Genomic DNA, 22,825 nt, shown 5'->3' with positions numbered 1-22,825 from the left:
ATAAAGTGAAGTAAAAATTATTTGTCTGATACATGCAGATAAATAGGAATTTGGAGGGATAATTACAGATGGTAGATTTAAGAAATGAGATAGCAGAAGCAATCGGAATTATAGTTCCTAATACTATATCTAATGTTGAGTATAGAATACTGGAATCTACAAAGGAAGAAGGATATACAAGACAATTAATTGAGTATGATTCTTATGGAGACAAAGTTATTGCTTTTTTGTTACAACCAGAAATACTTGATAAAAATCCAGCTATTCTTATCAATCACCAACATAACAGAGAACATCATTTAGGAAAAAGTGAAGTATGCGGTTTGGGTGGAAATCCTTTGCAAGCTTTTGGCCCTGAATTGGCGAAAAGGGGATTTGTTGTGTTAGCTCCTGACTCAATATGCTTTGAGGAAAGACGCCAAAATCCTCATGTGGAGGGTTTTGACTTTTGGCAGCATTTTAACGAAATGTGCTATCGTATAATAAAAGGCGATTATTTGATGAAAAAAGTACTATATGATGCCATTAATGGGGTAACATTGCTTTCTAATCTTACTTATGTTGATAATAAAAAAATTGGCACACTGGGACATTCATATGGGGGGAATACGGTTTTATTTCTTTCTGCGTTAGATGAACGAATAGCTTTTAGTTGTGCAAGCGGTAGTGCTTGTACTTATCAAAATCGCATGATAAACAGTGTGGGGATTGAAATGGCGAGTGTAATTCCAAATTTCCATGGCAAATACGATATATATGATTTGGTATCTTGTATTGCGCCAAGGCAACTGCTTATTGTTTCTGCTGAAGATGATAAATATTCAAGAGATGCTTCATATATCGTTGAAAAAGCCAGCCCAACCTATTTAGAACTTGATGCCTTACAAAACCTGCATCACAAGAGATATCCAGGTGGTCATGAATTGACGAAAGAAAGATTCGATTTTATTATAGGGTGGCTTGATTCAAATACGAAATATTGTGTAGAGATAGATGGAAGTCTGTAATCAGATGCCTTGTTAAGAAAGCGTGATAAATTTCAATTTGTTAATGAACTTAAAAAGATAAAATAGTATATAAAAGTATCGCATTATTCAAAAATGAATTTGCGGTATTTTTATGTCACAATTCAAAAATAAGATGAACTAAAAATATATTTTGAAATTTGAACACTGACATATTTACAAAATATGCTATAATTTATGATAATAAATTAATTTTAAGTAAAAATTACTTTATAAGACATGCATGTACAACAGTTAATTGCTATAAATGATAAAGGATTAAATTATTTCAATATAAAATTTGGAGGGAATCATGGAATATAAAAAACTTGAATCAAGTGATATTGACGCCTTTGTTGAAAATAGAATTGAATTTGTTACTTCAATAAGAAATATTGAAAACGTAGATTTATTTAGAGAAAAGACTATTCAATATATTAAAAAGCATATAAATAGTGATAATTTGATAATATATGTTGCTGTAGATAATAAAAAAATAGTTTCATCATGTATGTTATGTATCTTTGAAACGATACCACTTCCTTCTAATTATAATGGAAAAACGGGAGAGTTACTTAATGTATATACTAAGCAAGCGTATAGAAGACAGGGACATTCAGCAAATCTGATAAAATTATTGATAGGTGAAGCAAAATTAAAAGGGATTTCAAAAATTGTTTTAGATTATACAGATGAAGGATATTCTTTGTATAAATCATTAGGTTTTAAAGATTTAGATAGAAAAATGGAATATAGACTATAAATATGGATTTGATAAGTTTCAATTTGTTAAGATTAGCTGTAATTATATGATACAATTACTAATAATTGAAGCAAAATCGTTAAGTATTATAAAATAATGTTCTTTATGTCGGAGGTTTTATGTATGAAAGAAGAAAAATGTTGCTGTTGCACTTCTAATAATAATAAAGAAATTATTATTGGCGAATACGTTTGTTATTGTAATCATGTAACTGAAGAGGATATTGTTAATGCCATTAAAATGGGTGCTGAAAATGTTGAAGCAGTTATTAAAAAGACAGGAGCAATGAAAAATAGTAATTGTGCAGTTAATAATCCTAAAGGAACTTGTTGTTATTCTGATATAGTTTATATATTTAATAAACATAAATTTAAATAATAAGATTAATTTTATTAATATTTAACATTACAACTGAAAAATGAATAATTTAATAAAATATCGTATTATTCAAATCTGAGTTTTACGGTGTTTTTTATGTCTCAATTTAAATAAAGTGTAAATGTTATAAATCAATGAAAGGGGATTATTAAAGTATGATTGATAGCAAAGATTTAGAATTAATAGAGGAAGCAAAAAAAGTTATTAATAAGAATTTTGATGAAGTTAATGAAAACCATACAGTAGGTGCGGCGTTACGTTGCAAGAATGGCAATATATATGTTGGAGTAAATGTATACGCAATTCATGGTTCATGTGCTGAATATATAGCAATTGGTTCGGCAATTACATCAGGAGAAAGGGACTTTGATACTATTGTTGCAGTAAGGTCTCCAAAGAAAAATAATAATTTAATTCCTCCTTGTGGAAATTGTAGGCAACTACTTATGCAATATGCTTCTGATATTAAAGTTTTGTTGCAAACCTCAAATGGCATAGAAAAGGTATCTATAAAAGAATTATTACCATATTCGGCATATTAATATTTTATTTAGTAGAAGGGAAAATAAAAATTAAAGGATTTTAAATTTATAACATATGCTGTAATTGATTTAGGGTAGTAAAATTGTTCTTATAAGTTATACATTAAATAAAATTTTCAAGATGCTATTTTCTATTGCGAGAAATTCTATTATAATACAGTTTATATAAGTTATGAATTTGAGGTGAAATGTTATGAATCAATATACAAAAGAAGAATTGAAGGAAGCACTAAGAGTTGTATCATCAACTATTAGTAGGTGTGAAAAAATACAACCAAAATTTGAGAAGGGAACATCTCAACATACACTTCTTAAGAATAGGATAAAAGCCATGTATATTTCAAAATCATTAATATCAGATGAAAATGTTATAGAAAAATATACAAAAGAAGAATTAATAGAAGCATTACGTCCAGTGTCTTCAGTTATCAGTAAATGTGAAAAAGCACAGATGAAATTTGATGAGGGTACTTCTAACTATAAGCGTTTTAATAATATAATAAATGCTATGTATATTTCAAAAGCATTTATAACAAATGAAATTAAAGAAAGAGATTAGTTTTTAAATTTATAGTAAAAGTATGAGTATGACTATAAGTTGGATAGTATAGAATAAAATCATTAATATTAGAAATGTCAGAGTAAGTTACAAAAATAAAAAAGCATATAAAGCTGAACGAATATAATATGATTAATGCAAAATAAGTACAGTTGTGAGATGTATGAATATATATAAAATACACTAAATCTAAAACTGAGGGGTGAAAAAGATGGATAAATTTCAGAGAGGTATTATTTTAATTACTTTTGCTTTTTTGGCAATATATATAGTTTTTTCAATAGTGAATGTTGAAAAATCCTCTAAGTGGATAAAGTGGTATTCACAAATGGATGTGGAGGAACAGAAAAAATATGATCCTCGAATAGCCATATATCGTTTAAAAAAAATGCTTGCTATAATGTCAGCAGTGGGTATATGTGGATTTTTGCTGTCTTGGTTTATTAAACCTGTAATCTCAATTGTAACGTTTGGAGTAATTATGGTTATGCTTGTTTTTACTATTGGTTATATTGGACCAAAGAATTGCTTACTAGTAGAAAAAAAGTAAGACTATAGTAGCAAAAATTCAATTTGTTAAGGAGCTTAAAAATAAATATAAAAGAATATATTAAAATACTGTATTATTTAGAAATGAATATACGGTATTTTTTAATGCAAGAATTTTATAAAGTGTTAAGTAAAATGTTCTTTAAAAATTAAATAATATGGAATGAAAAATAAAACTACCTCAAAGGTATAGGAAATCAATGCAATAAGATGGTAAATATGATAAACTTTTCTTGTGAGTTAAGACAAAATTATAATTAACTATGAAGCAAAATTTATGAATATCATTGGGGGATGTATATGAGGAGCAGTATAGAAATTGTAAAAAAATTATACTCTAAGGAACCTGCAATAAGGGATATGGAAGATTATACTAATAAGAAATTGAAAATTTGGGAAACCGAAGTAGTTTCTCATTTCCCCATTAAATCACAAATTCTTGATATAGGTTGTGGAATGGGTAGAGAAGCATTTTGTTTGTATGATAGGGGATTTAGAATTACGGCTATCGATATTTCTGAAAAGGTTATAGAACCTGCAAAAAAAATTGCTTTAGAAAGTAAACGAGATATTGAATTTTTGTTGACCAATGGATTAGACTTACCATTTGAAAGTAATACTTTTGATGTTGTAATAATATGGTCACAGACTTTCGGTCTTCTTTATGATGAGGACAATAAAATACATATTTTAAAAGAATGCAGTAGGGTTTTGAAAAGTAATGGAATACTTAGTTTTTCTGGACATGATAAAGAATTTTTAAAAGCAAAATGTCCACAATATCTTAATGAAAATAAGTTTTTCCCCTATGCAAATACAGATTGCTATTGGGAAGCCTTCACCACTAATGAAATTATAGATTTGGCTCAAAAGGTAGGATTTTCAATTATAGAGTGTAAAAGAGGTATAGTTTATAAAGAAGAGGATGGTCCTATACTTCATTGCGTTTGTAGAAAAGGAGCAGAATAAAGTGTTAAGTTAATCTATTTTATGATTAAAAGACGAAATGAGTATTAAAATTTGTTCTTTGAAAATTGAATAATGCGGTATTTACAAAATATGTTATAATTGATTCATGATAATAAAATAAAGTCAAGTAAAGAAGGTGAATTCATGGAGATATTTTTATGTATGCATCCAAAGAATCGCTTATCCTCTGTGCAACTATAAAATTAATATTGTACAGAGGAGTGTATACTAAATGAATAGATTAAATAAACCAGTTATTACAAAAGAAACAATTAAAGCAATGGAGGATATGTCATTTTTTATCCATGCTAAGATTTTTGATGATTTACTAATTGTCGCACAAAAACAAACAAATTGTTTTGTATTAAATACAAGTGATGGGTTGATAATAATAGATGCTATTTGGCCATCAGAAAAAGCTTTTAAAGCAATAATAGATGCGATTAAAGATGTAGGGTGGAATCCTGATACAATAAAAAAACTGGTTTTGACACATGGTCATGTTGATCATACAGGATGTGGGAGATGGCTTGTTGAAAAATATCATGCTTATACATATCTTTCTAAAGCAGATGATATTTTTTGGAGAGAACATCCAACAAAGCCTGATAGGCCGGAAACGTGGAAAGATTACAAAATTGATGTTTATGTTCAGGATGGTGATATCATAACATTAGGTGATAAAACAATATATGTTTACAATACTCCTGGTCATACTCCTGGAGGTTTAAGCTACATATTCCCTGTAAAGGAAAATGGAGAGACATATATGGCAGCTTTATGGGGAGGTACGACGCCACCATTGACAAAAAATGAAGTAAAACAATATCTCAAGTCATTGGATTACTTTATCAGTGAAGCAATGATTAAAAAAGTTGATGTGGCTTTAAGCAATCATACAGCTGTAGACAATGGATTGGAACGTATTATGTATTCAAAAGGAAGAATGGACTATATGCCCAATATTTATATTATTGGGCAGGATGGATTTCAAAATTATTGTCAGGTATTTCGTACATTGAGTTATGATATGCTTGAAAAATTATAATCATAACACGAAATTCACAAATCTCAATTTGTTAATGAACTTAAAAAGTAAATATAAACAATATATTAAAATACCGTATTATTCAAATGAATTCTACGGTGTTTTTACATGGCAATTTAAATATAAAATAAAGTAAAAATAGAATATATTTTTGAATTTTGAAAACTGATATATTTACAAAATATGTTATGATTTATTTGTAACAATAAGATAATCTTAGGTGAAAATTATATATAGATATATAATTCATAATTTGGAGGTGAATATTATGGATAACTTGCTTTTTATTGGATATGAGTTTTTAACAGGGTTTGTTCCATTTATTGTGATATTATTCATATTCAATAATATGAATAAACGTAAGGGTATAGTAACATCAAAAATTTATTATGGAATTACTATTGCTTTTGCAATTTATATAATTTCAGTATTTTATTTTACAGGAACAGGAACTTTATATGATATAGTTTATCATCACTTTGAAAGAAGGCCAAACATAAACTTTATACCATTTTCTAATGAAATTGATATAGTTGGATATTTGCAAAACATATTACTTTTTATACCGTTTGGAATTTTGATTCCTTTTTTATGGAGAAAATATGATAAAGTAGTTTATATTTTTATATCAGCATTTTCATTTTCAATGTTTATAGAAATTACTCAATTATTAAATAATAGAAGTACTGATGTTGATGATTTAATATTGAATACTATAGGTGGACTAATTGGATATGGTATATATAAAATATCTGTTCGTATAATAAAAAGTAAAAATGAATCATTTAATTACTTTAAATGGGAGCCTATCATATATATAGCTGTAATTTTTATGGGACGTTTTCTTTTATTTAATGAATTTGGGTTTGCAAAGTTACTTTATGGATTTTAAAGGATTAGATAAAATTCAATTAAAATTGGCTTAATTATAGGGAAACAAGCTCCAGTTTAAATTTATTCAATAACTTTAAAATATTTTTATGAAAAATATATAATATATGGAGGTGTGAAATATGACTATTAAAATGCAACGTTATATTTTTGCAATAGCGTTATCTATAGGAACAATATTAAATATTTTTTGTTTAGTTAATATAATTCCTATAAATTATTATAAAATTTCATTTATGATAATAAGTTTTGTTTTGGCGATTATCATTATAACTAATTTATTCACAGCTTTACCACCAAAGGAAAGATCTACATATATTAAAGATTTGACTAGAGCAGAAAAAATACAAGCAATTATTACTGCAGTGTTGATATTTTCATGGATAATAACAATTATTTGCGTTATGAAATTTTAAACATAATATAATTTAATATTAAGTTATAATTTTTTTGAAATATGACGAAAATATTTTTTTAATTAAATAATGAAATATAAATATGATAAGGAAAATGTATCTATTTAAATTGGAGGTCTATTAATGAATAGTGAAATGGAATTTTATTATATATGGTTTGAAAATTATTTAAGTCAATATTTAAGTTGTAAAGATTCAAAGGTAGTAATTAACTATGAATTAAAAAGAGAGCATACTTATAGAGTTAGAGATAATATTTTGAAAATTGGTAAAAAACTAAATTTAGATAAAAATAATCTTAAATTATGTGAAATAATTGGATTGTTTCATGATGTCGGTAGGTTTAAACAATATTATGATTATGGTACATTTTCTGAAGCTATAACAGGTAGCCATGGAAAAATAAGTATAAATGTTTTAATAGAGTGTGATGTATTAAAGAATTTAAAAGAAGATGAGAAAGATATAGTTCTAAAATCAATTGATTATCATAATTGCTTCTATATACCTAAAAGTGAATCGGAGGATATAAAATTCTTTAGTAGATTAATTAGAGATGCTGATAAATTAGATGCTTTTTATTTAGAGACAGATAAAAATGAAGATAGAAGATATGATTTAGAAGAATTATCTTGTGAAAAAGAGTATTCAGAAGAAATTATTAGAGATATTATGGAAAGTAGACAAGTGGATTTCAAAAATATTAAATATAAATATGATAGAAAGTTAGCCATTTTAGGTTTGATATTTGATTTGTGTTACAATCAATCATATGAAATATTTGAATCAGAAAGATATCTTTCAAGGATATTTAAAGATTTGCCAGAGGATATTGAGATTGATAGAATATTTTCACACTGTAATAATTATATAAAATGTAAATTAAATTCTATGTAAATGAATATTATACTTATTAATAGTTAATAAAATTATGTACAGATAAATATGAGAAATACATTTGAATTTTATACATTACATTATTTAGTTTTAGTAATGAGTGCATGTTTGTTAACTATACACTTACAATTATCAATGTTATTATATTATTTTATTAGTTATTCAGAGTGTAATAGTACCTTTTTTATGTGAAATAATAAGCCCTATCCCTATACTATGCTTGTTGGTCTTAGGAATATCAATTAAATATATATAATAATTTTTAAAAACACCGTAAAATTTAATTTTTAATAACGGTGTTTTTTTGTTTTCTTTTAATTATAAGATAAAAATATAAAGGAAAAAGTTAAAATAGAAGTATAGAAAATTAAATATTTTACATATTTACAAAAAATAAGTGAACCTTTTAGCACATATATACGTCTAATTAGTGTAAAGCAAAAAAGTAGCGCTACAATTTGCGAGGAAAGGTAGGAAGTCAATTGAATAAACAGGAATTTATAGATAGAGTTCTTGAGGCTGAGTCTACTTTATATCATGTATCTAAATCAATTTTGATTCATGACCAAGATTGTGAGGATGCAGTTCAAGGAGCAATTTTAAAAGCTTATAATAAGTTAAATAAACTAAAAGAAGAACAATATTTTAAAACATGGCTAGTTAAGATACTTATAAATGAATGTTATAGTTTAAAACGTAAGCAATGTTCAACAGTATCTTATGAAGAGTATTTTGAATTTGATCAGATTGATGATAAGAAAGATTATAGTGAATTATACTTAGCCATTCAGAATTTGCCAGAGCGTATTCGTATTACAATTGTTCTTTATTATGTAGAAGGATATTCTATAAAAGAAATTAAGAAAATTTTGAAGATACCTGAAGGAACTGTAAAAAGTAGATTAGCAAAAGGGCGTAAATTATTAAAAATAAAATTAGAGTATATGGAGGAAATCTATGAATAATTATAATTGGAAGGATGCCTTTCCAAGTACACCAAAAAGTTTTAAAAGTAAGATAAATACAACATTAAATAGTTTATGCGATGAAGAGGAGATTGATGAAATGAAAGTTAAAACATTATATAAAAAGCCATCATTTAAAAGAAGGACAGTAGTTGCATTAGCAGCTGCTATGATAATAGGAACAACTGTATTTGCAGGAGGAAAAATATTTTCTATAACTTCACATGGAAGTAATATACCAACTTATACTACTATGCCGACAGAAGAAAAAATACAAAATGATCTTGGTTTTAATCCTAAGTTAGTTAATGAATTTAGTAATGGATATACATTTAAAAATGGGTATACTAAAACTGATGAAGGCTTAGACATAAAAGGTAACTCTGTGGCGAAAAGTAAATCGCTTGATTTTGATTATGAAAAAGATAATAATAAATTAAGTCTTTCTATGCAAAATGTAATATTAGGAAAAGCTTTAGATGATAAAACTGCTGTTGATAATTATAATAATATAAATATATATTATAATTCATATACTAATAAGTTTGTTCCAGAAGATTATAAAATGACAGAACAAGATAAACAAGATGAGAAATCTGGTAAATATGTATTTAGTTATGGTTCTGATAAGGAAGAGATTTCTGAGGTTCAATATTTAGAGTGGAAACAAGATGGTATTTATTATTCTTTCTTAGCAATGGACTGTGATATATCACAAGATGAATTAGTTGAAATGGCTCACGAGATTATAGATGCAAAATAGGAAACCATTTATAAATTTTGAAAAGTAGCTAAATTTTATGTATAAAGTAGAAGCTATAATGAATTTAAATATCATTATAGCTTCTTTTTTATATGAAGATAGTAGAAGTAAAAATAAGTTATATGATTAATTTAAGTAAGCATATGCTAATAAAACAAATAGTTATGCATTATAAAAATATGTTATTATTAATTAATAATGTTAAAATATTATAGAAAGGTAGGGGTGAAATATGACATGTAAAGAATGCTATAGTAATAATTCAAGGGTAACACCACTTTTAAAACCACAGCATTGTTTGGAAAATCATACTCAATATATATGTTCAACATGTGGAAGATACATATGTATTCATAAAGATGATAAAAGAGATGTCTATAGATGGAGTTTTCCATTTAAAACATTAGAAATTGCTAAACTATATTTGAAAACAGCTGAAGTAATTTGTAAAGATGTCTGTGGAATATATGAAATTATAGGAAAAAATAATAGGGTTTTTTATAAAATATTCCATACTAAGAAAGATTTAGAAAAATATTTATTAAAAAACAGGGACAAAGTATGTAATGATAATACTCCTATTTATATATCCAAAGAATACATGGAAAATTCCAATGCTCAAATTCGTAAGTTAAATAATTATGAAATAAAAGCTTATCTTAAAGAACAAGAACAATTTAAAAAGAAATAAATATATAATTAACATAGTATAAAGAAAAGATTGCACTATAAAATGCAATCTTTTCTTTATATTAATCATTACAGTACTGCAATGGAAGAGCTGACTTAGTCATGTTTAATAGAGTTTGCAGAGCAGGAGATATCCATTTGTCTTCATGGTAGATTACCTGTGTAAAAAATTCAAAATCAGGACCATGCCAGTTTAATTCAATAAGTTCACCTTTAAATAGTTCTTCTTTAACTGTAATTTTAGGTAAAAGTATTATGCCCAAGCCACTGATCGCAAGCTGTTTCATTGCTTGAATGCTACCAATTTCCATAATTGATTTAGGTTTTAAATTAAGATTATTGAGCATGGCTAAGATAGTTCTTCGATAGCTACACTCTTCTTCAGCTAAGATAAAAAGATGATCAGCAATGTCTTTAGGATACACTTTAAAGAGTTTTGTAAGAGGATGATTTGGACTTGTCAGTAGTGCTAAAGACTCAGGTATGGCAAGGTCAACAATAAAATCTGAAGTTTTTATTATGCGATCTAGACAAAAGGCTACATCAATTTGATTATCTAGTAAAAGCTCCTCATATTCTGTAGATTTAATAGTTTTTAATATAATTTCAATATCAGGAAACTTTTCATGAAAATCTTTAAGAAGGATATGTAAACGGGTTGTGCATAATGATTCTAATGCACCTATTGTTACTACACCTTTTGGAATTGGTTGTTTTTTTACTGTGTTTTTAGCTTCTTCACACATAGCAACTATTTCTTTTGCGTAAACAAGAAATTTTTTTCCTTCATAAGTGAGAGAAATATTTTTTTTAATACGTTCAAATAAACGAACACCTAGTTCACTTTCAAGTAATTGTATTTGAGAGGTAACAGTAGGTTGGGTATATCCAAGTACATCTGCTGCTCGAGTGAAGTTATTTAGATCCGCTACAGTAATAAATGTATTAAGTTGGCGAAGTTCCATAGTAATATCCTTTCTATCCATAAATTTTTTATATGACTATCATTTATTATATCAATTTTTATTTTTGATTGCTATGAGTTATTATCTTATCAAAGGCATAACATATTATAAAATGTAGGGGGAGTTAAATATGAAACTAAATGCAGTAGTAAAATGGCTTGGAGAAGGAGTGGTATTTGAAGGTACAACTCCAGAAGGAGCAAAGTTTATAATGGCAGGGCCAAAGGAAATGAATAATGGAAAAGTTCTAGGACCAAAACCAATTGAAATACTTCTTCATGCAGTTGCAGCATGTACGAGTGTAGATACAGTTGCAATGTTACAAGCTAAAGGTGCACAGATTTCAGAGTATGAAGTAATCGTTAATGGAGAAAGAGGAACAGAGGCTCCAAAGCCTATAGAAAAAATTAACCTTTTATATAATATAAAAGGAAAGGGTATGACACCAGAGATGATAAAAGATATACTTGAAATTGCATTTAATGTGGAAAGTGGAGTTGCTAATACTTATAAATCTAATATAACTTGGGATTTTAATCTTATTGAAGAGTAGTGTTACTTTTAGTTAAGAACATTTTTACTTAACATGGCAATTAAAAAGCGAACAATTTATAAGAGACCGTATTATTTAGAGATAAATACTACGGTATTTTTATATTATAATTGAATTTATTATATATGTAATTAAGACAATAAATAAATCTTTAAAGGGACATTATTGAAATTATGTTATAATTATGGAGGGGTTTATATATTATTAACATAATAAAAGGGGGAAATATATGGGAAAAGATGTTAGTGTTAAAGAGTTAGGGCCAGGTAGTTTAGCAGCACCTATTGTTATATTAGCAATAATATTTCAATTTAGCTGTATAGGGGATAAATCCATAGGACGATATATAATGAATTTCTTTGGGATAAGGTTTCCAGACGCTCTAATAGGATTAGCTTTATTTGGATTAGCAATTCTTATTGGATATAAATATAAAAAACATCGTTATGCAAAAGTTGCAGCGAATATATCTATGATTTGCTTAATAATTTTTACTATATTAATAATAACTTCTGGATTATTTTAATCTAGGTAAATATAACTTAAAAATTTAAATGATTATATATGGGGCTGTTGCAAAACTAACTAGAGGTTAGAGGAGCGATAGCTTTCTTTTTTACATGTAATTTTCTTAACATCTTTTGAATTCACAAATATTAATAAATGTCTTTTACAGCATAATTATTTTGAGACAGCACCATTGTTATATTATTTTCAATAATTTTAGGTGTATAAATTATACAATATTAGGTGGATTTACAAAAATATGATATAATTTTCTTAAAATTTAATCTAATCAGAAAATTTATAGAGGAGTAATAAATATGAAGATTAAACTTAAAAAAACCCTAAATGGACACATATGGAATTCTTCTAAATTTGAAGTTGAAAATTTAGATTTATATGGAGATGAATTAAAAGAAAGTTTAAATAAATATTTAGTAGAATTTACAGTAGGAATATTAGACCCTGATGTTAGGGGAAAGAAACCTGATAAATTTATTGAAAAACTTTTTAGTGGAAGATTAGGAGACTTTTCTAAAAGATATATTAAGTTAGCATATGATAATGATAAAGTAGTTGGGTTATTGATAGGTTTACCACAAGGAGAAAAAGAATTATATGTTTATTCACTGCATATAACACCAAATTATCGTAATAGGGGAGTAGGTTCTATTTTACTAGCTACATGTATAAATGATATGTATGCAAATAATATAAATTGTATTACTTTAGATGTTCATAGCAATAATAAGCCTGCTTATAATTTGTATAAAAAGTTTGGTTTTGAGGAATTTAATTAAAAATAAATTTTACAGTTCAATTTGTATGGGCAGTGAAATAGATTAAGTTTATTAAATTGTATGGGGGAATATTATGTTTATAGATGAAAAAATTGTAGAGTGCGAAACTGAATATATAAAATGTTTCTCAGACTCTTATGAAGATAAAAATATAATTAGATTTCGTGATAATGAGTTAAAGGATATGTATTATCATAATTACACTTATATAAAAAATTCAATGAGCGAAAATGAACTAAGAAATATCATAAAAAATGAAATTTCACTAAGATTATGTGAAGAGGAAAATTATTGTAATATTCTTTCAAATTATAATATTAGTAGTTCGCTGATTTCTAGTTTAAAGTATAATTCAGAAATATCTATAAATGGGTATTATACTTTTGATACTGAATATTTTTCAAAATTGCAAGCTATACCAGATTGTATAGTAAAAAAAGTTAGTAATGAAAAAATGGTAAATGATATTTTGTATTGTGATTTACAACATGATGAGAAAACACTTGGAAAAGACTTTTGTACAAGGAGAAGTTATAGACGTGGAAAAGTATACATTTCTGATAAAGGAGTTAATTCTTATCTTTGTTATCATAATGGACAAGTAGTAGGTAATTGCGATTTATTCATATATAAAGGAATTGCAAAAATTGAAGATTTTGCTGTTATTCCTAGATATCAACGTAAGGGATATGGAACAACAATTTTAAAGAGCTTAATTAATACAGCTATAAAAGAAAAATGTCATACTATATATCTTATTACTGATGAGGAGGATACTGCAAAAGAAATGTACAAAAAAATTGGTTTTAGCAAAATGGGCGAAAGAATAGATTTGTTTCTTAAGCTGTATTAAGAATTGAGCTATAGTAAAAAGTTAATAGATTAAAAAACTGATTAATATTATATTTTTATTATTTTTATAGGGAGTTGACAGTGAAAAAATGAACTATTTAATTAGAAGAGTAGAAAATAAAGAATTTCATAGAAATGGTATTGCGACAAATTTGTTCAATTATATGATTGCAGAACTATAGGGTTCCAAGTTGATAGATAAAATTATGTATGGAATTTATTGTTAGAAAAAATGGTAAATATAACTTTAAACCGTCATTCAGTTAGTTATTTCGAGAAATTCTAATAATCTTTTTTAAAATTTTTAGGACTAAACGGCTGAATCGACGTCCTGTCTAGGCAGTCGCGAAACCCGTCCTTGGGTTTCGATCCTAAAAATGTAAAAAAATCTTATAAGAATTTCTAAGTCACAACTAAAAATCATAACTAACTTAAAGTTCTATGTACCATTAAAAAATATCTTAGGTAAGCGAATAAATCAAAAATTCAGTTTGGAACCCTATAAGAAAGAAACAAGTTTATCATGCAATAGGGTTCAAAGATTTAGGCAAGTAACAAAATTTTCAAGGAATTATAGGGTTCCAAGTTGACTTTTAAAATTACTCGTTCCAAAACTTGGATACCCAAAATAGTGAGACATGCTCGGAAACACTTCAAATTCAACACTACATTTTGTATAAAAATATTTTAAATCTATTGAATAAATTTAAATGCGAGCTTGTTTCCCTATATATTTACACCAATGGAATTTATATTATAAGAATGTTTTTGGTTACAAAATGTAAATTAATTAGTTTAATACAATAAAAAATAATTATAAAAATGGGGGTAATTTAATATGAAGAAAAAATTTGCATTTTTACTTATGGGAGGCCACTATAATCCAACAGAACATAAAGCTTGTTTTGAGACTGAAAAACAAATCACTTATATTTTTACTGTTAGAAATTTTAAAGAGGCATGTGATAAGCTTATTCTTTTAGAAAAAGAAGGAGTTGGAGCAATTGAATTATGCGGTGCCTTTGGAGAGGAAAAAGTTGAAAAGATGATAAAACTTACAAATAATAAAATAGCTATTGGTTATATTACGCATAAGTCTGAGCAAGATAATTTATTTGAGAAGTTTTTTGGAGAATAAAATTAAAATAGTTTTTTTAATTTAATATAATTTCAATAATATTTTAAAACGTAGTCAATTTTAAAATATATTAAATGAAGGGTTAAGGGATATTTATGACAGTGAATGTAATGATTATAATTACAGGCGCACCTGCAACAGGAAAAACAACTTTAAGTAATAAATTAGCTAAAAAATATGGTTTGCCTAAAATAAATAAAGATGAAATTAAAGAGTTATTATTTAAAAGTTTAGAAGTGAAAGATTCAAAATGGACGACAGAATTAGGTATTGCTAGCTTTGAATTAACATATTTTTTTGCTGAAAAGTTAGGAGAAACAGGTAAAGTGTTTATTGTTGAAGGGAATTTTGATAATAAATATGCTAGTAACATTTTCAATTCTATAAAATCAAAATATATGTATAAAGTAGTACAATTATATTGTTATGCTAATTGTGAAATTTTATATGAAAGATTTATAAATCGCAATTTATCAGGAAATAGACATCCAGGACATATAAGAGGTATAAATGGAATAGATGATTTTAAAAATAAAATAATTAATAGAAATTTCAAGTTAGATATTGAAAATAGCATTAACTTAGATATAGATACAACTAATTTTGCAGAGGTTGATTTTCAAGAAATTTTTCAAGTAGTTGATATAAATATAAGATAAGGTTTTAGAAGTTATTTGATTCAATATCACATTAATATATAACAATAAGGATATAAAAAATACACATCTTATAGAGTTATAAATTAACAGCAAATAAAAAATATATTAAGGTGAGGTTGAGATTATGAAAATTAATAAAATAAAAAACAGAAGTATTTTGTTTACACACAGTGTTCCTTTAGGATGGGATTTAAATCTTCAACTTATTACAGGAAATAAATATAATTATATTATAGATACAGGTCTAGGATCTTTAAGTATTGAACCTATTAAAGAATATATAAAACATGATAATAAACCAATAATTGTTATAAATACACATTATCATTGGGATCATATTTGGGGAAATAGTTCACTAAGAGATTGTACGATAATATCTCATAAATCATGTAGAAAAATGATAGAATTAGATTGGGAATATATGATGAGTAAGAATAAAAAATACATTGCTGGTGAAGTAGTAATGTGCCTTCCAAATTTGACATTTGAAAAAGAATTATATTTTCCAGAAGATAAAATAAGAATAGTGCATACTCCAGGACATACAATTGATTCTATAAGTGTTTTTGATGAAGTAGAAAAGACAATAAATGTAGGAGATAATATTGGAGATTCAATTGATGAAATTATTCCAATTTTGGATTGTGAAAAAGATGTATATATTAATACACTTTTAAAGTATAAAGAAATGGATTTTGATATTTGTGTTTCTGGTCATAATACAACTTTAAAAAAGCAAGTGATTGAAAAAATATTAAATATACTTTAAGATACTATAACAATTTGATTACAAAATTTCATAGTTTGGATAAATAATTTAAACAAGATAAGAATTAATATATAAGCAAATATAATGAATGAAATAAACTGAATTTTTAGATTTATATAGGTTGTATAGAGGAAAAGTTATTTTTTCGTATAGAAATATATAATTTTGGAGGAAAAAATGGAGAAGTTATACAAGATGGTTGAAGGTTCTCTTAAAAGATTTCCTAAAGGAATAGAGCCATTTCAAATGGTTACGCGTCTGTTGGAAGAGTGTGGTGAGGTTGCAAGTGAGGTTAATCATTTTGAAAATAGTGGTATAAAAAAATTAAAATATGGTGAACCAAATAAGGAAACCTTGACAGGAGAGATAAGACAGGCAATTGTTGCATTAATACAGATAGTAGTATATTATTCAGCACAAGAAGAATTAGAAAGGTCAATAGATGAATCATTAAGCAAAATGAGAGAAGAAAAATTAATTGACTAATGTATAATTAGCAATTTAAGGGGGAAATAAATATATTTATTTGGGTAGGTGCATTATTGCCAAAAGAATACGAAAAAAAAGTTAGAGATAGATGTAATATCTATAATTGCAATATAGGATTAGATGATGTTACATTTTCTTTACCTCAACATATTTCATTGAAGATTTCATTCCAGTGTAAAGAATATTTAAATGCAATTAAAATAATAGAAAATACGCTAAGTGGAATGGGGCCACTAGCAGTTGATATAATAGGAATTAATAGAATTCCATCGATTATTTGGTTAACTATTAAGGAAAATGAAAAGTTAAAAAGTATACATGATAATCTTGATGAAGCTTTGCTATATAACTTAAATATTTATCAGCATGAATTTGACAAGGATTTTAAATTTCATTCAACATTGTATTTAGATAAGAATGAGGAAAAATTAACAGAGATGTTTAATTTACTTAATGAAGAAGAATTTAATGATAAGTTGGTAATTAATAGTTATGCAATTGGTGTTTCCGAAGATGGAAAACCAGGTACTTTTAAGATTATAAAAATAATAAAATAAGACTTATGGAAATACTTTATTATTTAAAAAAAAGTTACAGTATTTTTTTGTTTAATTATATAATCAATACCTTAAAAATGGAAATAAGGTTATTCTTATTAGGTAAAAAACATTTATGTTATCAAAAGTTATAAATGTTATATACTATGTTTCAAAAAGGTAAAAAAGAAGAGTTAAATATAAAATAAAGATGAGTTTTGTATTTAACTTATTCATGTAATTTTAGATATTAATTGGGAATGAGGAATTATGTTATGAAAATTTTAATATTAGGGGCAAGTGGTTTTCTAGGTGGTAATATTTTTAAATTAATGAAATCTAACAAAGATTTTAATGTATTAGGAACTTGTAATAATTCTACTAATAATTATGATTTAATAAAACTTGATATAACAAATGAGCATGAGGTTAAAACTCTTATTAATAAATTTAATCCTCATGTTATTTTGTGGAGCTTAATTAGTGATATGAAAAATAATAAAAGTGAAAAATATTTAATTGAAATTGGGTTAAATAATGTTTTGAAAAATTTATCACCAGAACAAAAATTAATATTTATATCAACTAACGCCATTTTCAGAGGTGGCAATGGTTATTATAAGGAAACAGATATGCCTAAATATAGAAATAGTAATAAGTCATTAGCCGAGTATGTTAATGCAAAAATTGATGGAGAAAAACTTGTAAAAAGGCATAGTAATCATATTATTGTACGACCAGGTGCAATTTATGGAAAGTACACAGAGGGAAGATGGGATAAAAGAATTTCATCATTAATTGAGCAATTAGAAAGTAGCAAAGAAATTATAAGAACAAAAAATTTATATAATACTTTTGTAAATGTTGATGAATTGGCAAAGGCAATAAAAAAACTAATAGAACTAGATTACAAAGGAATTATACATTTAGGGCCAATTTTAAAAGAAAGTTACTATAATTTTTACATTAAAATAGCTAAGAAATTGAATTTAAACGTTAATTTAATTAAAAGTAATATGCTTACACATGAAGAGATTATTAAAGATGATGGGACTTTAGATCTTTCCATCGATACATCTATGGCAAGAGAGTTATTAGGAGATATCTTTAGTAATATTTAAATGAAAAACATCTTTTATAAATAAAATTAAATATGGATACAAGAATAAGCAAAAAGCTAAATCTAAAAATTCTAAAATTATAGTGTTAAGGGGGAAATTTTAATGGATATGAAATGGGATTTAGATAGAATATATACTTCTTTCGACTCAGAGAAATTTAAATCAGATATTAATAGCCTTAATGAATACGTAACTATTATAAATGAGTGGGCTAGTAAAAATTTTATTAGTATTAATGACGCTACAAGTAAGCTTGAAAAGTTTTTAAAGCTTACTAATGAATATAAAAGTTTATATTTGCGATTGTACTGTTATGCATATCTACTTATTAGTGTAGATGCAGAAAATAAGGAAGCTATGGATATGTTAGATGAAATTGCAGAAAAAAATGATGAACTTACTAAAAGTTCAATAATCTTTATAAAATGGTTAAACAATATAAATAATTTAGATGATATTATTTGCTCATCTCCATATATATCAGAACATAAGTCCTACTTGTATGAAATTTATTCTAAATCAAAGTATATGTTAAGTGAAAATGAAGAAAATTTAATTGTGAAAATGCAAAGTACAGGTTCGAGAGCATGGCAAAAGCTCTATATGGAAAAAATGTCATCTACAAAGATGAATATTGAAATTAACGGTGAAATTAAAGAAATCTCTTTTGCTGAATTGAAAAATATGGCGTATGAAAAAGATTTAGCCTTAAGAAAGTTTGCGAGTGAGGAAGAAAAAAAGGCATGCAAAGAGATAGCACAGACTATAAGTTTTTGTATAAATGAAATTAGCGGTGAAGCTATTAATATATGTGATATTAAAGGGTACGAATCAGTTATTAACAAAGTATTGATTGAATCTAAGATGGACAATAAAATTTTAAATGTTATGACAGAAGTAATAAAAGATAAATTACCAATGTTTCATAAATATTATGCGGAAAAAGGAAAGTTATTAGGGCATAAGCATACTGTTCCTTTTTATGATATTTATGCACCAATAGGTAATGAAAATGGAAAAATATCATATGAAGACAGTAAAAATTTAATTATATCTAGTTTTAAAACTTTCAGTGATGAACTTAGCAATTTTGCGAAAAGAGTTTTTGAAGAAAACTGGGTAGATGCAGAACCAACAGCTACAAAAGGAAATTATGCAATATCAGTTGATATATTTCCAATAAAAGAAAGCAGGATAATGACTAATTTTTCAGGAAATTATGTTGATGTTACTGTTTTAGCACATGAGATAGGACATGCATATCATAGTTATTGTCTTAGAGAGGAAGAACTGTTAAACACAGATTACCCAACACCAATAGCTGAAACAGCATCAATATTTTGTGAAACTATAATAAATAAAGAATTAATTAAAAAAGTAAAATTAGAGGACAAAATAATAATGTTAGAAAGAAGTATTTCCGATACAGCTTATTACATTGTAGAAATGTATGGAAGATTTTTATTTGAATGTGAATTGTTCGATAAAAGAAAAATTGGTAGATTATCAGTTGATGAATTAAATGAAATGATGAAAAAGCATATGAAATTAGCTTATGGCAGTATTATTGATGAAAATACGATTAATTCATATTCATGGGTGACTAATATTGGTTTTTATATGGCAGGAAATGAATTCCTTAATTTCCCTTACATTTTTGGTGTTCTCTTTTCTAAAGGGTTGTATGCTAAATATTTAAATAATAAAAAAGATTTTGTTGTTAGATATAATAAATTCTTGAGAGCTACCAACAAAAATAAAATTTTTGATATGGCAAAAGTTATGGATATAGATATTTATTCCCAAGATTTCTGGGAAGGAGCATTTAATGTTATTAAAAAAGATATTGATGAGTTTATTAGCGGAGTTAATAAATTATAAAGTATTTCATTATAATTATTGGATGTAAAAAATTATGCATATAAAAGTTAAATAATATAATTAAATTTGTATTGATTATAAATTAGATAGGTGGAATTAGTGTGGATATAATTTATGTAACTGGCAATAATCTTAAATTTGAAATTGCAAAAAAGGTTTTTGAAGGCAGTAATATAAACTTAATTCAAAAAAACTTAGATACACCTGAGATACAAAGCTTTAATGTTTGTGATGTTGCTGCGTATTCAGCTAAATGGGCAAGTGAAAAACTAAACACTTCAGTTATAGTAACTGATGCAGGATTTTACATCAATTCATTAAGAGGTTTTCCAGGACCTTATATAAAATATATTAATAGTTGGTTAAGTGCAGAAGATATTTTAAAAATGTTAGAGAATAAAGAAGATAGAAGTATTTGTATAAGAGAATGTTTAGTATATTGTTCAAAAGATGGTGAAGTTAAAGTTTTTGAACATGAAACTAAAGGAAAAATTATAAGGAAAATTATATGTGAAAAGGGATCTAGTATTGACAAAATTGTCATACCAGAAGGATTAAATTATACATTATCAGAATTAACAGAAGAGGAATCAATAGCATTTTGGAGTAGAAATAGCAATGATGAAAAATTTAAAAATTGGATTGAGACACATTAAAAGTAAAAAGTAATATACAAATATGATAGATTAGTAATTTAAAAGACACAACTTAAATATATATATAATAAAACTAAATATAAGAGTTGTGGAGTGAGTTTATGAAAAAAAAGGTAGGGCTAGCATTTATTTTATTAATAATAGTATCAACATTTATTTTTGTAAATGCAAAAAAACAAGATTATGGAGTAGGCTCAAATGTTTCAAATGCAAAGTTGGAATTAAAACTTAAAGGTTTAAAAGGTGCAAAAGATTTTGTTAAAGATAATTTAGATAATTATTACATAGCCTTTAAAAAAAGAATTATAGTAGTTGAAAAAGATGGTAAGAGCTATACGGTGGTTTCAAATAAAGATTTTGATATTAAAAGTATGGATTATAAGGATAATATATTATATTTTTCTTCTGGTAATAAGATTTACTCTTATAATTTGCAAAGTGAAAAATTAAAAGAATGTATTGGTAATATTCCTAATTTTGGTGATTATAAAGATGTCTTTATAAAGGTAAGTGGTAATTATCTAATAGCTTCTGTTGGTGCTGCTACTAATTCTGGAGTTGTTGGAGAAGATAATCATTGGACAAAGGAATTTCCGTTGGAGAAAGATCATAGTGCAAAAGAATTAATTTTAAAAGAAGTTAATTTTGGAAAAGATAATACAGGTGCTTTTAAAGAAAAAGGAAAAGAAAGTTTTGATGGACAAGTAATACCAGGAGAGAAAATAGGAAATTCTACTTTGATTATGTATAACTTAGAAAATGAACAATATGAAACCTTTGCTTGGGGAATAAGGAATATAACAGGATTAGATTTTAGCAGCAAAGGTAAGATTTACGCATCAGTTGGAGGAATGGAGTACAGAGGGGTAAGACCTATTTGTAATGATAAAGATTATATATATGAAATAAAAAAAGATGAATGGTATGGTTTCCCAGATTTTTCAGGCGGAGACCCTGTAACTTCACCTAAATTTATGGATGAAGATGAAAAAACGGAAAATTTTTTACTTAGTAAACATCCCAATCCTACTCCTCAGGGACCAGAATATGAGCATAATAAGGTATCTGCAATAAAATCATTAGCTGTAGACTCAAAAGGAGTTTTAGGAGAAACTGATGATATATATTTTTATGATGATATAGAAAAATGTATATTTGTATGCAGTAGTGAAAAAACAGCAAAAGAATTTATTTCTTTAGGGAAAAAATCTAATGTTAAATCTATAAAAACAACAAATAGTGGTATTGGAATTTTAGAAGCATCTCAAGGATGCTTATATGAGGCAAATATTAATGATGCTGAAAAAAATACGTTTAATTCAGCAGAATTATTTACCTATGTCGTAGCTATTTTACTTACAGCTGTAATTGTAACAACTTTTTTTGTAATAAAGTAATTTATATTGTAAAATAGATAGTAAATTATTATTTAAGGCTTAGTTAACAATACTAAGTCTTAAATTTTTAT

Annotated in this window: 28 protein-coding genes; 27 read left to right on the top strand and 1 reads right to left on the bottom strand. The window is 26.1% G+C overall.

The window, feature by feature from the left end; all coding sequences use genetic code 11:
* Nucleotides 1-68 precede the first annotated feature (68 nt).
* The 14 genes from ACYUE0_RS11745 to ACYUE0_RS11680 all read left to right on the top strand — a co-directional run bounded on the left by ACYUE0_RS11745 (nucleotide 69) and on the right by ACYUE0_RS11680 (nucleotide 10,435).
* The gene (locus ACYUE0_RS11745) at nucleotides 69-1,007 is read left to right on the top strand and encodes a prolyl oligopeptidase family serine peptidase (protein ID WP_460270703.1); all 939 of its coding nucleotides are present in this window, start codon (nucleotides 69-71) and stop codon (nucleotides 1,005-1,007) included.
* Between the two features lie 310 nt (nucleotides 1,008-1,317).
* A complete protein-coding gene (locus ACYUE0_RS11740) occupies nucleotides 1,318-1,767 on the top strand; it encodes a GNAT family N-acetyltransferase (protein WP_460270702.1) in 450 nt (149 codons plus the stop codon).
* 123 nt (nucleotides 1,768-1,890) lie between these two features.
* Nucleotides 1,891-2,145, top strand: coding sequence for a (2Fe-2S)-binding protein (locus ACYUE0_RS11735; protein WP_460270701.1), 255 nt, complete (start codon nucleotides 1,891-1,893; stop codon nucleotides 2,143-2,145).
* 155 nt (nucleotides 2,146-2,300) lie between these two features.
* Nucleotides 2,301-2,687 (top strand): cytidine/deoxycytidylate deaminase family protein, encoded by a 387-nt coding sequence (locus ACYUE0_RS11730; RefSeq protein ID WP_460270700.1) that lies wholly within the window; start codon nucleotides 2,301-2,303, stop codon nucleotides 2,685-2,687.
* A 193-nt stretch (nucleotides 2,688-2,880) separates the two neighbouring features.
* A complete protein-coding gene (locus tag ACYUE0_RS11725; protein WP_061995151.1) occupies nucleotides 2,881-3,246 on the top strand; it encodes a hypothetical protein in 366 nt (121 codons plus the stop codon).
* 211 nt (nucleotides 3,247-3,457) lie between these two features.
* Nucleotides 3,458-3,796, top strand: a complete 339-nt coding sequence (locus ACYUE0_RS11720; protein ID WP_460270698.1) for a hypothetical protein — start codon at nucleotides 3,458-3,460, stop codon at nucleotides 3,794-3,796.
* Between the two features lie 299 nt (nucleotides 3,797-4,095).
* Nucleotides 4,096-4,764 carry a class I SAM-dependent methyltransferase gene (locus tag ACYUE0_RS11715; RefSeq protein WP_460270696.1) on the top strand — a complete coding sequence of 223 codons (669 nt, stop codon included), beginning with the start codon at nucleotides 4,096-4,098 and terminating at the stop codon, nucleotides 4,762-4,764.
* A 232-nt stretch (nucleotides 4,765-4,996) separates the two neighbouring features.
* Nucleotides 4,997-5,812 carry an MBL fold metallo-hydrolase gene (locus ACYUE0_RS11710; protein WP_460270694.1) on the top strand — a complete coding sequence of 272 codons (816 nt, stop codon included), beginning with the start codon at nucleotides 4,997-4,999 and terminating at the stop codon, nucleotides 5,810-5,812.
* 268 nt (nucleotides 5,813-6,080) lie between these two features.
* Nucleotides 6,081-6,704 carry a VanZ family protein gene (locus ACYUE0_RS11705; protein WP_460270693.1) on the top strand — a complete coding sequence of 208 codons (624 nt, stop codon included), beginning with the start codon at nucleotides 6,081-6,083 and terminating at the stop codon, nucleotides 6,702-6,704.
* A gap of 121 nt (nucleotides 6,705-6,825) precedes the next feature.
* Nucleotides 6,826-7,119: a hypothetical protein gene (locus ACYUE0_RS11700; protein WP_460270692.1), complete on the top strand. Its 294-nt coding sequence runs from the start codon at nucleotides 6,826-6,828 to the stop codon at nucleotides 7,117-7,119.
* A 123-nt stretch (nucleotides 7,120-7,242) separates the two neighbouring features.
* A complete protein-coding gene (locus ACYUE0_RS11695) occupies nucleotides 7,243-8,016 on the top strand; it encodes an HD domain-containing protein (protein WP_460270690.1) in 774 nt (257 codons plus the stop codon).
* Between the two features lie 482 nt (nucleotides 8,017-8,498).
* Nucleotides 8,499-8,981 carry an RNA polymerase sigma factor gene (locus ACYUE0_RS11690; RefSeq protein ID WP_460270689.1) on the top strand — a complete coding sequence of 161 codons (483 nt, stop codon included), beginning with the start codon at nucleotides 8,499-8,501 and terminating at the stop codon, nucleotides 8,979-8,981.
* On the top strand, nucleotides 8,974-9,744 hold the full coding sequence (locus ACYUE0_RS11685; RefSeq protein WP_460270687.1) for a hypothetical protein: 771 nt from the start codon (nucleotides 8,974-8,976) through the stop codon (nucleotides 9,742-9,744). Before ACYUE0_RS11690 ends, ACYUE0_RS11685 begins: the two co-directional genes overlap by 8 nt.
* A 232-nt stretch (nucleotides 9,745-9,976) precedes the next feature.
* The gene (locus tag ACYUE0_RS11680) at nucleotides 9,977-10,435 is read left to right on the top strand and encodes a hypothetical protein (RefSeq protein ID WP_460270686.1); all 459 of its coding nucleotides are present in this window, start codon (nucleotides 9,977-9,979) and stop codon (nucleotides 10,433-10,435) included.
* Between the two features lie 61 nt (nucleotides 10,436-10,496).
* Here the strand turns inward: ACYUE0_RS11680 and ACYUE0_RS11675 are convergent, their stop codons facing one another.
* Entirely contained in the window at nucleotides 10,497-11,399 is a 903-nt protein-coding gene (locus tag ACYUE0_RS11675; RefSeq protein ID WP_460270685.1) for a LysR family transcriptional regulator, read from the bottom strand.
* Between the two features lie 130 nt (nucleotides 11,400-11,529).
* On the opposite strand from ACYUE0_RS11675, the gene ACYUE0_RS11670 reads away from it, so the two are divergent.
* The 13 genes from ACYUE0_RS11670 (at nucleotide 11,530) to ACYUE0_RS11610 (ending at nucleotide 22,754) form a co-directional block, all read left to right on the top strand.
* Nucleotides 11,530-11,952: an OsmC family protein gene (locus ACYUE0_RS11670; protein WP_460270683.1), complete on the top strand. Its 423-nt coding sequence runs from the start codon at nucleotides 11,530-11,532 to the stop codon at nucleotides 11,950-11,952.
* A 229-nt stretch (nucleotides 11,953-12,181) separates the two neighbouring features.
* Nucleotides 12,182-12,478: a hypothetical protein gene (locus ACYUE0_RS11665; protein WP_460270681.1), complete on the top strand. Its 297-nt coding sequence runs from the start codon at nucleotides 12,182-12,184 to the stop codon at nucleotides 12,476-12,478.
* A gap of 298 nt (nucleotides 12,479-12,776) precedes the next feature.
* Nucleotides 12,777-13,256 carry a GNAT family N-acetyltransferase gene (locus ACYUE0_RS11660; protein WP_460270679.1) on the top strand — a complete coding sequence of 160 codons (480 nt, stop codon included), beginning with the start codon at nucleotides 12,777-12,779 and terminating at the stop codon, nucleotides 13,254-13,256.
* 73 nt (nucleotides 13,257-13,329) lie between these two features.
* Nucleotides 13,330-14,109 (top strand): GNAT family N-acetyltransferase, encoded by a 780-nt coding sequence (locus ACYUE0_RS11655; RefSeq protein ID WP_460270678.1) that lies wholly within the window; start codon nucleotides 13,330-13,332, stop codon nucleotides 14,107-14,109.
* Between the two features lie 837 nt (nucleotides 14,110-14,946).
* Nucleotides 14,947-15,246: a DUF6506 family protein gene (locus ACYUE0_RS11650; protein WP_460270672.1), complete on the top strand. Its 300-nt coding sequence runs from the start codon at nucleotides 14,947-14,949 to the stop codon at nucleotides 15,244-15,246.
* 95 nt (nucleotides 15,247-15,341) lie between these two features.
* Nucleotides 15,342-15,905 (top strand): AAA family ATPase, encoded by a 564-nt coding sequence (locus ACYUE0_RS11645; protein WP_460270669.1) that lies wholly within the window; start codon nucleotides 15,342-15,344, stop codon nucleotides 15,903-15,905.
* Between the two features lie 124 nt (nucleotides 15,906-16,029).
* On the top strand, nucleotides 16,030-16,674 hold the full coding sequence (locus ACYUE0_RS11640; protein WP_460270668.1) for an MBL fold metallo-hydrolase: 645 nt from the start codon (nucleotides 16,030-16,032) through the stop codon (nucleotides 16,672-16,674).
* A gap of 177 nt (nucleotides 16,675-16,851) precedes the next feature.
* Entirely contained in the window at nucleotides 16,852-17,160 is a 309-nt protein-coding gene (locus ACYUE0_RS11635; RefSeq protein WP_460270667.1) for a hypothetical protein, read from the top strand.
* Between the two features lie 56 nt (nucleotides 17,161-17,216).
* Nucleotides 17,217-17,720 carry a 2'-5' RNA ligase family protein gene (locus ACYUE0_RS11630; protein ID WP_460270666.1) on the top strand — a complete coding sequence of 168 codons (504 nt, stop codon included), beginning with the start codon at nucleotides 17,217-17,219 and terminating at the stop codon, nucleotides 17,718-17,720.
* 254 nt (nucleotides 17,721-17,974) lie between these two features.
* Nucleotides 17,975-18,820: a sugar nucleotide-binding protein gene (locus ACYUE0_RS11625; protein WP_460270664.1), complete on the top strand. Its 846-nt coding sequence runs from the start codon at nucleotides 17,975-17,977 to the stop codon at nucleotides 18,818-18,820.
* A 102-nt stretch (nucleotides 18,821-18,922) separates the two neighbouring features.
* Nucleotides 18,923-20,701 carry a M3 family oligoendopeptidase gene (locus tag ACYUE0_RS11620; protein ID WP_460270662.1) on the top strand — a complete coding sequence of 593 codons (1,779 nt, stop codon included), beginning with the start codon at nucleotides 18,923-18,925 and terminating at the stop codon, nucleotides 20,699-20,701.
* A gap of 101 nt (nucleotides 20,702-20,802) precedes the next feature.
* Complete coding sequence (locus ACYUE0_RS11615; RefSeq protein WP_460270660.1) at nucleotides 20,803-21,357, top strand: non-canonical purine NTP pyrophosphatase; 555 nt, start codon at nucleotides 20,803-20,805, stop codon at nucleotides 21,355-21,357.
* 101 nt (nucleotides 21,358-21,458) lie between these two features.
* Entirely contained in the window at nucleotides 21,459-22,754 is a 1,296-nt protein-coding gene (locus tag ACYUE0_RS11610; protein WP_460270659.1) for a hypothetical protein, read from the top strand.
* The last annotated feature ends 71 nt before the right edge of the window (nucleotides 22,755-22,825 follow it).

It is taken from the genome of Clostridium sp. CTA-19, assembly GCF_054767855.1.
Note: the sequence above shows the minus strand (reverse complement) of the source record. Positions and strands in the feature narration are given on the sequence as shown.

Coding starts and splice junctions, on each gene's coding strand:
- ACYUE0_RS11740 (WP_460270702.1), top strand. CDS start 1,318: ATGGAATATAAAAAACTTGAATCAAGTGATATTGACGCCTTTGTTGAA.
- ACYUE0_RS11685 (WP_460270687.1), top strand. CDS start 8,974: ATGAATAATTATAATTGGAAGGATGCCTTTCCAAGTACACCAAAAAGT.
- ACYUE0_RS11670 (WP_460270683.1), top strand. CDS start 11,530: ATGAAACTAAATGCAGTAGTAAAATGGCTTGGAGAAGGAGTGGTATTT.
- ACYUE0_RS11730 (WP_460270700.1), top strand. CDS start 2,301: ATGATTGATAGCAAAGATTTAGAATTAATAGAGGAAGCAAAAAAAGTT.
- ACYUE0_RS11695 (WP_460270690.1), top strand. CDS start 7,243: ATGAATAGTGAAATGGAATTTTATTATATATGGTTTGAAAATTATTTA.
- ACYUE0_RS11720 (WP_460270698.1), top strand. CDS start 3,458: ATGGATAAATTTCAGAGAGGTATTATTTTAATTACTTTTGCTTTTTTG.
- ACYUE0_RS11610 (WP_460270659.1), top strand. CDS start 21,459: ATGAAAAAAAAGGTAGGGCTAGCATTTATTTTATTAATAATAGTATCA.
- ACYUE0_RS11705 (WP_460270693.1), top strand. CDS start 6,081: ATGGATAACTTGCTTTTTATTGGATATGAGTTTTTAACAGGGTTTGTT.
- ACYUE0_RS11675 (WP_460270685.1), bottom strand. CDS start 11,399: ATGGAACTTCGCCAACTTAATACATTTATTACTGTAGCGGATCTAAAT.
- ACYUE0_RS11645 (WP_460270669.1), top strand. CDS start 15,342: ATGACAGTGAATGTAATGATTATAATTACAGGCGCACCTGCAACAGGA.
- ACYUE0_RS11655 (WP_460270678.1), top strand. CDS start 13,330: ATGTTTATAGATGAAAAAATTGTAGAGTGCGAAACTGAATATATAAAA.
- ACYUE0_RS11640 (WP_460270668.1), top strand. CDS start 16,030: ATGAAAATTAATAAAATAAAAAACAGAAGTATTTTGTTTACACACAGT.
- ACYUE0_RS11635 (WP_460270667.1), top strand. CDS start 16,852: ATGGAGAAGTTATACAAGATGGTTGAAGGTTCTCTTAAAAGATTTCCT.
- ACYUE0_RS11660 (WP_460270679.1), top strand. CDS start 12,777: ATGAAGATTAAACTTAAAAAAACCCTAAATGGACACATATGGAATTCT.
- ACYUE0_RS11745 (WP_460270703.1), top strand. CDS start 69: ATGGTAGATTTAAGAAATGAGATAGCAGAAGCAATCGGAATTATAGTT.
- ACYUE0_RS11620 (WP_460270662.1), top strand. CDS start 18,923: ATGGATATGAAATGGGATTTAGATAGAATATATACTTCTTTCGACTCA.
- ACYUE0_RS11710 (WP_460270694.1), top strand. CDS start 4,997: ATGAATAGATTAAATAAACCAGTTATTACAAAAGAAACAATTAAAGCA.
- ACYUE0_RS11665 (WP_460270681.1), top strand. CDS start 12,182: ATGGGAAAAGATGTTAGTGTTAAAGAGTTAGGGCCAGGTAGTTTAGCA.
- ACYUE0_RS11680 (WP_460270686.1), top strand. CDS start 9,977: ATGACATGTAAAGAATGCTATAGTAATAATTCAAGGGTAACACCACTT.
- ACYUE0_RS11625 (WP_460270664.1), top strand. CDS start 17,975: ATGAAAATTTTAATATTAGGGGCAAGTGGTTTTCTAGGTGGTAATATT.
- ACYUE0_RS11715 (WP_460270696.1), top strand. CDS start 4,096: ATGAGGAGCAGTATAGAAATTGTAAAAAAATTATACTCTAAGGAACCT.
- ACYUE0_RS11735 (WP_460270701.1), top strand. CDS start 1,891: ATGAAAGAAGAAAAATGTTGCTGTTGCACTTCTAATAATAATAAAGAA.
- ACYUE0_RS11725 (WP_061995151.1), top strand. CDS start 2,881: ATGAATCAATATACAAAAGAAGAATTGAAGGAAGCACTAAGAGTTGTA.
- ACYUE0_RS11700 (WP_460270692.1), top strand. CDS start 6,826: ATGACTATTAAAATGCAACGTTATATTTTTGCAATAGCGTTATCTATA.
- ACYUE0_RS11650 (WP_460270672.1), top strand. CDS start 14,947: ATGAAGAAAAAATTTGCATTTTTACTTATGGGAGGCCACTATAATCCA.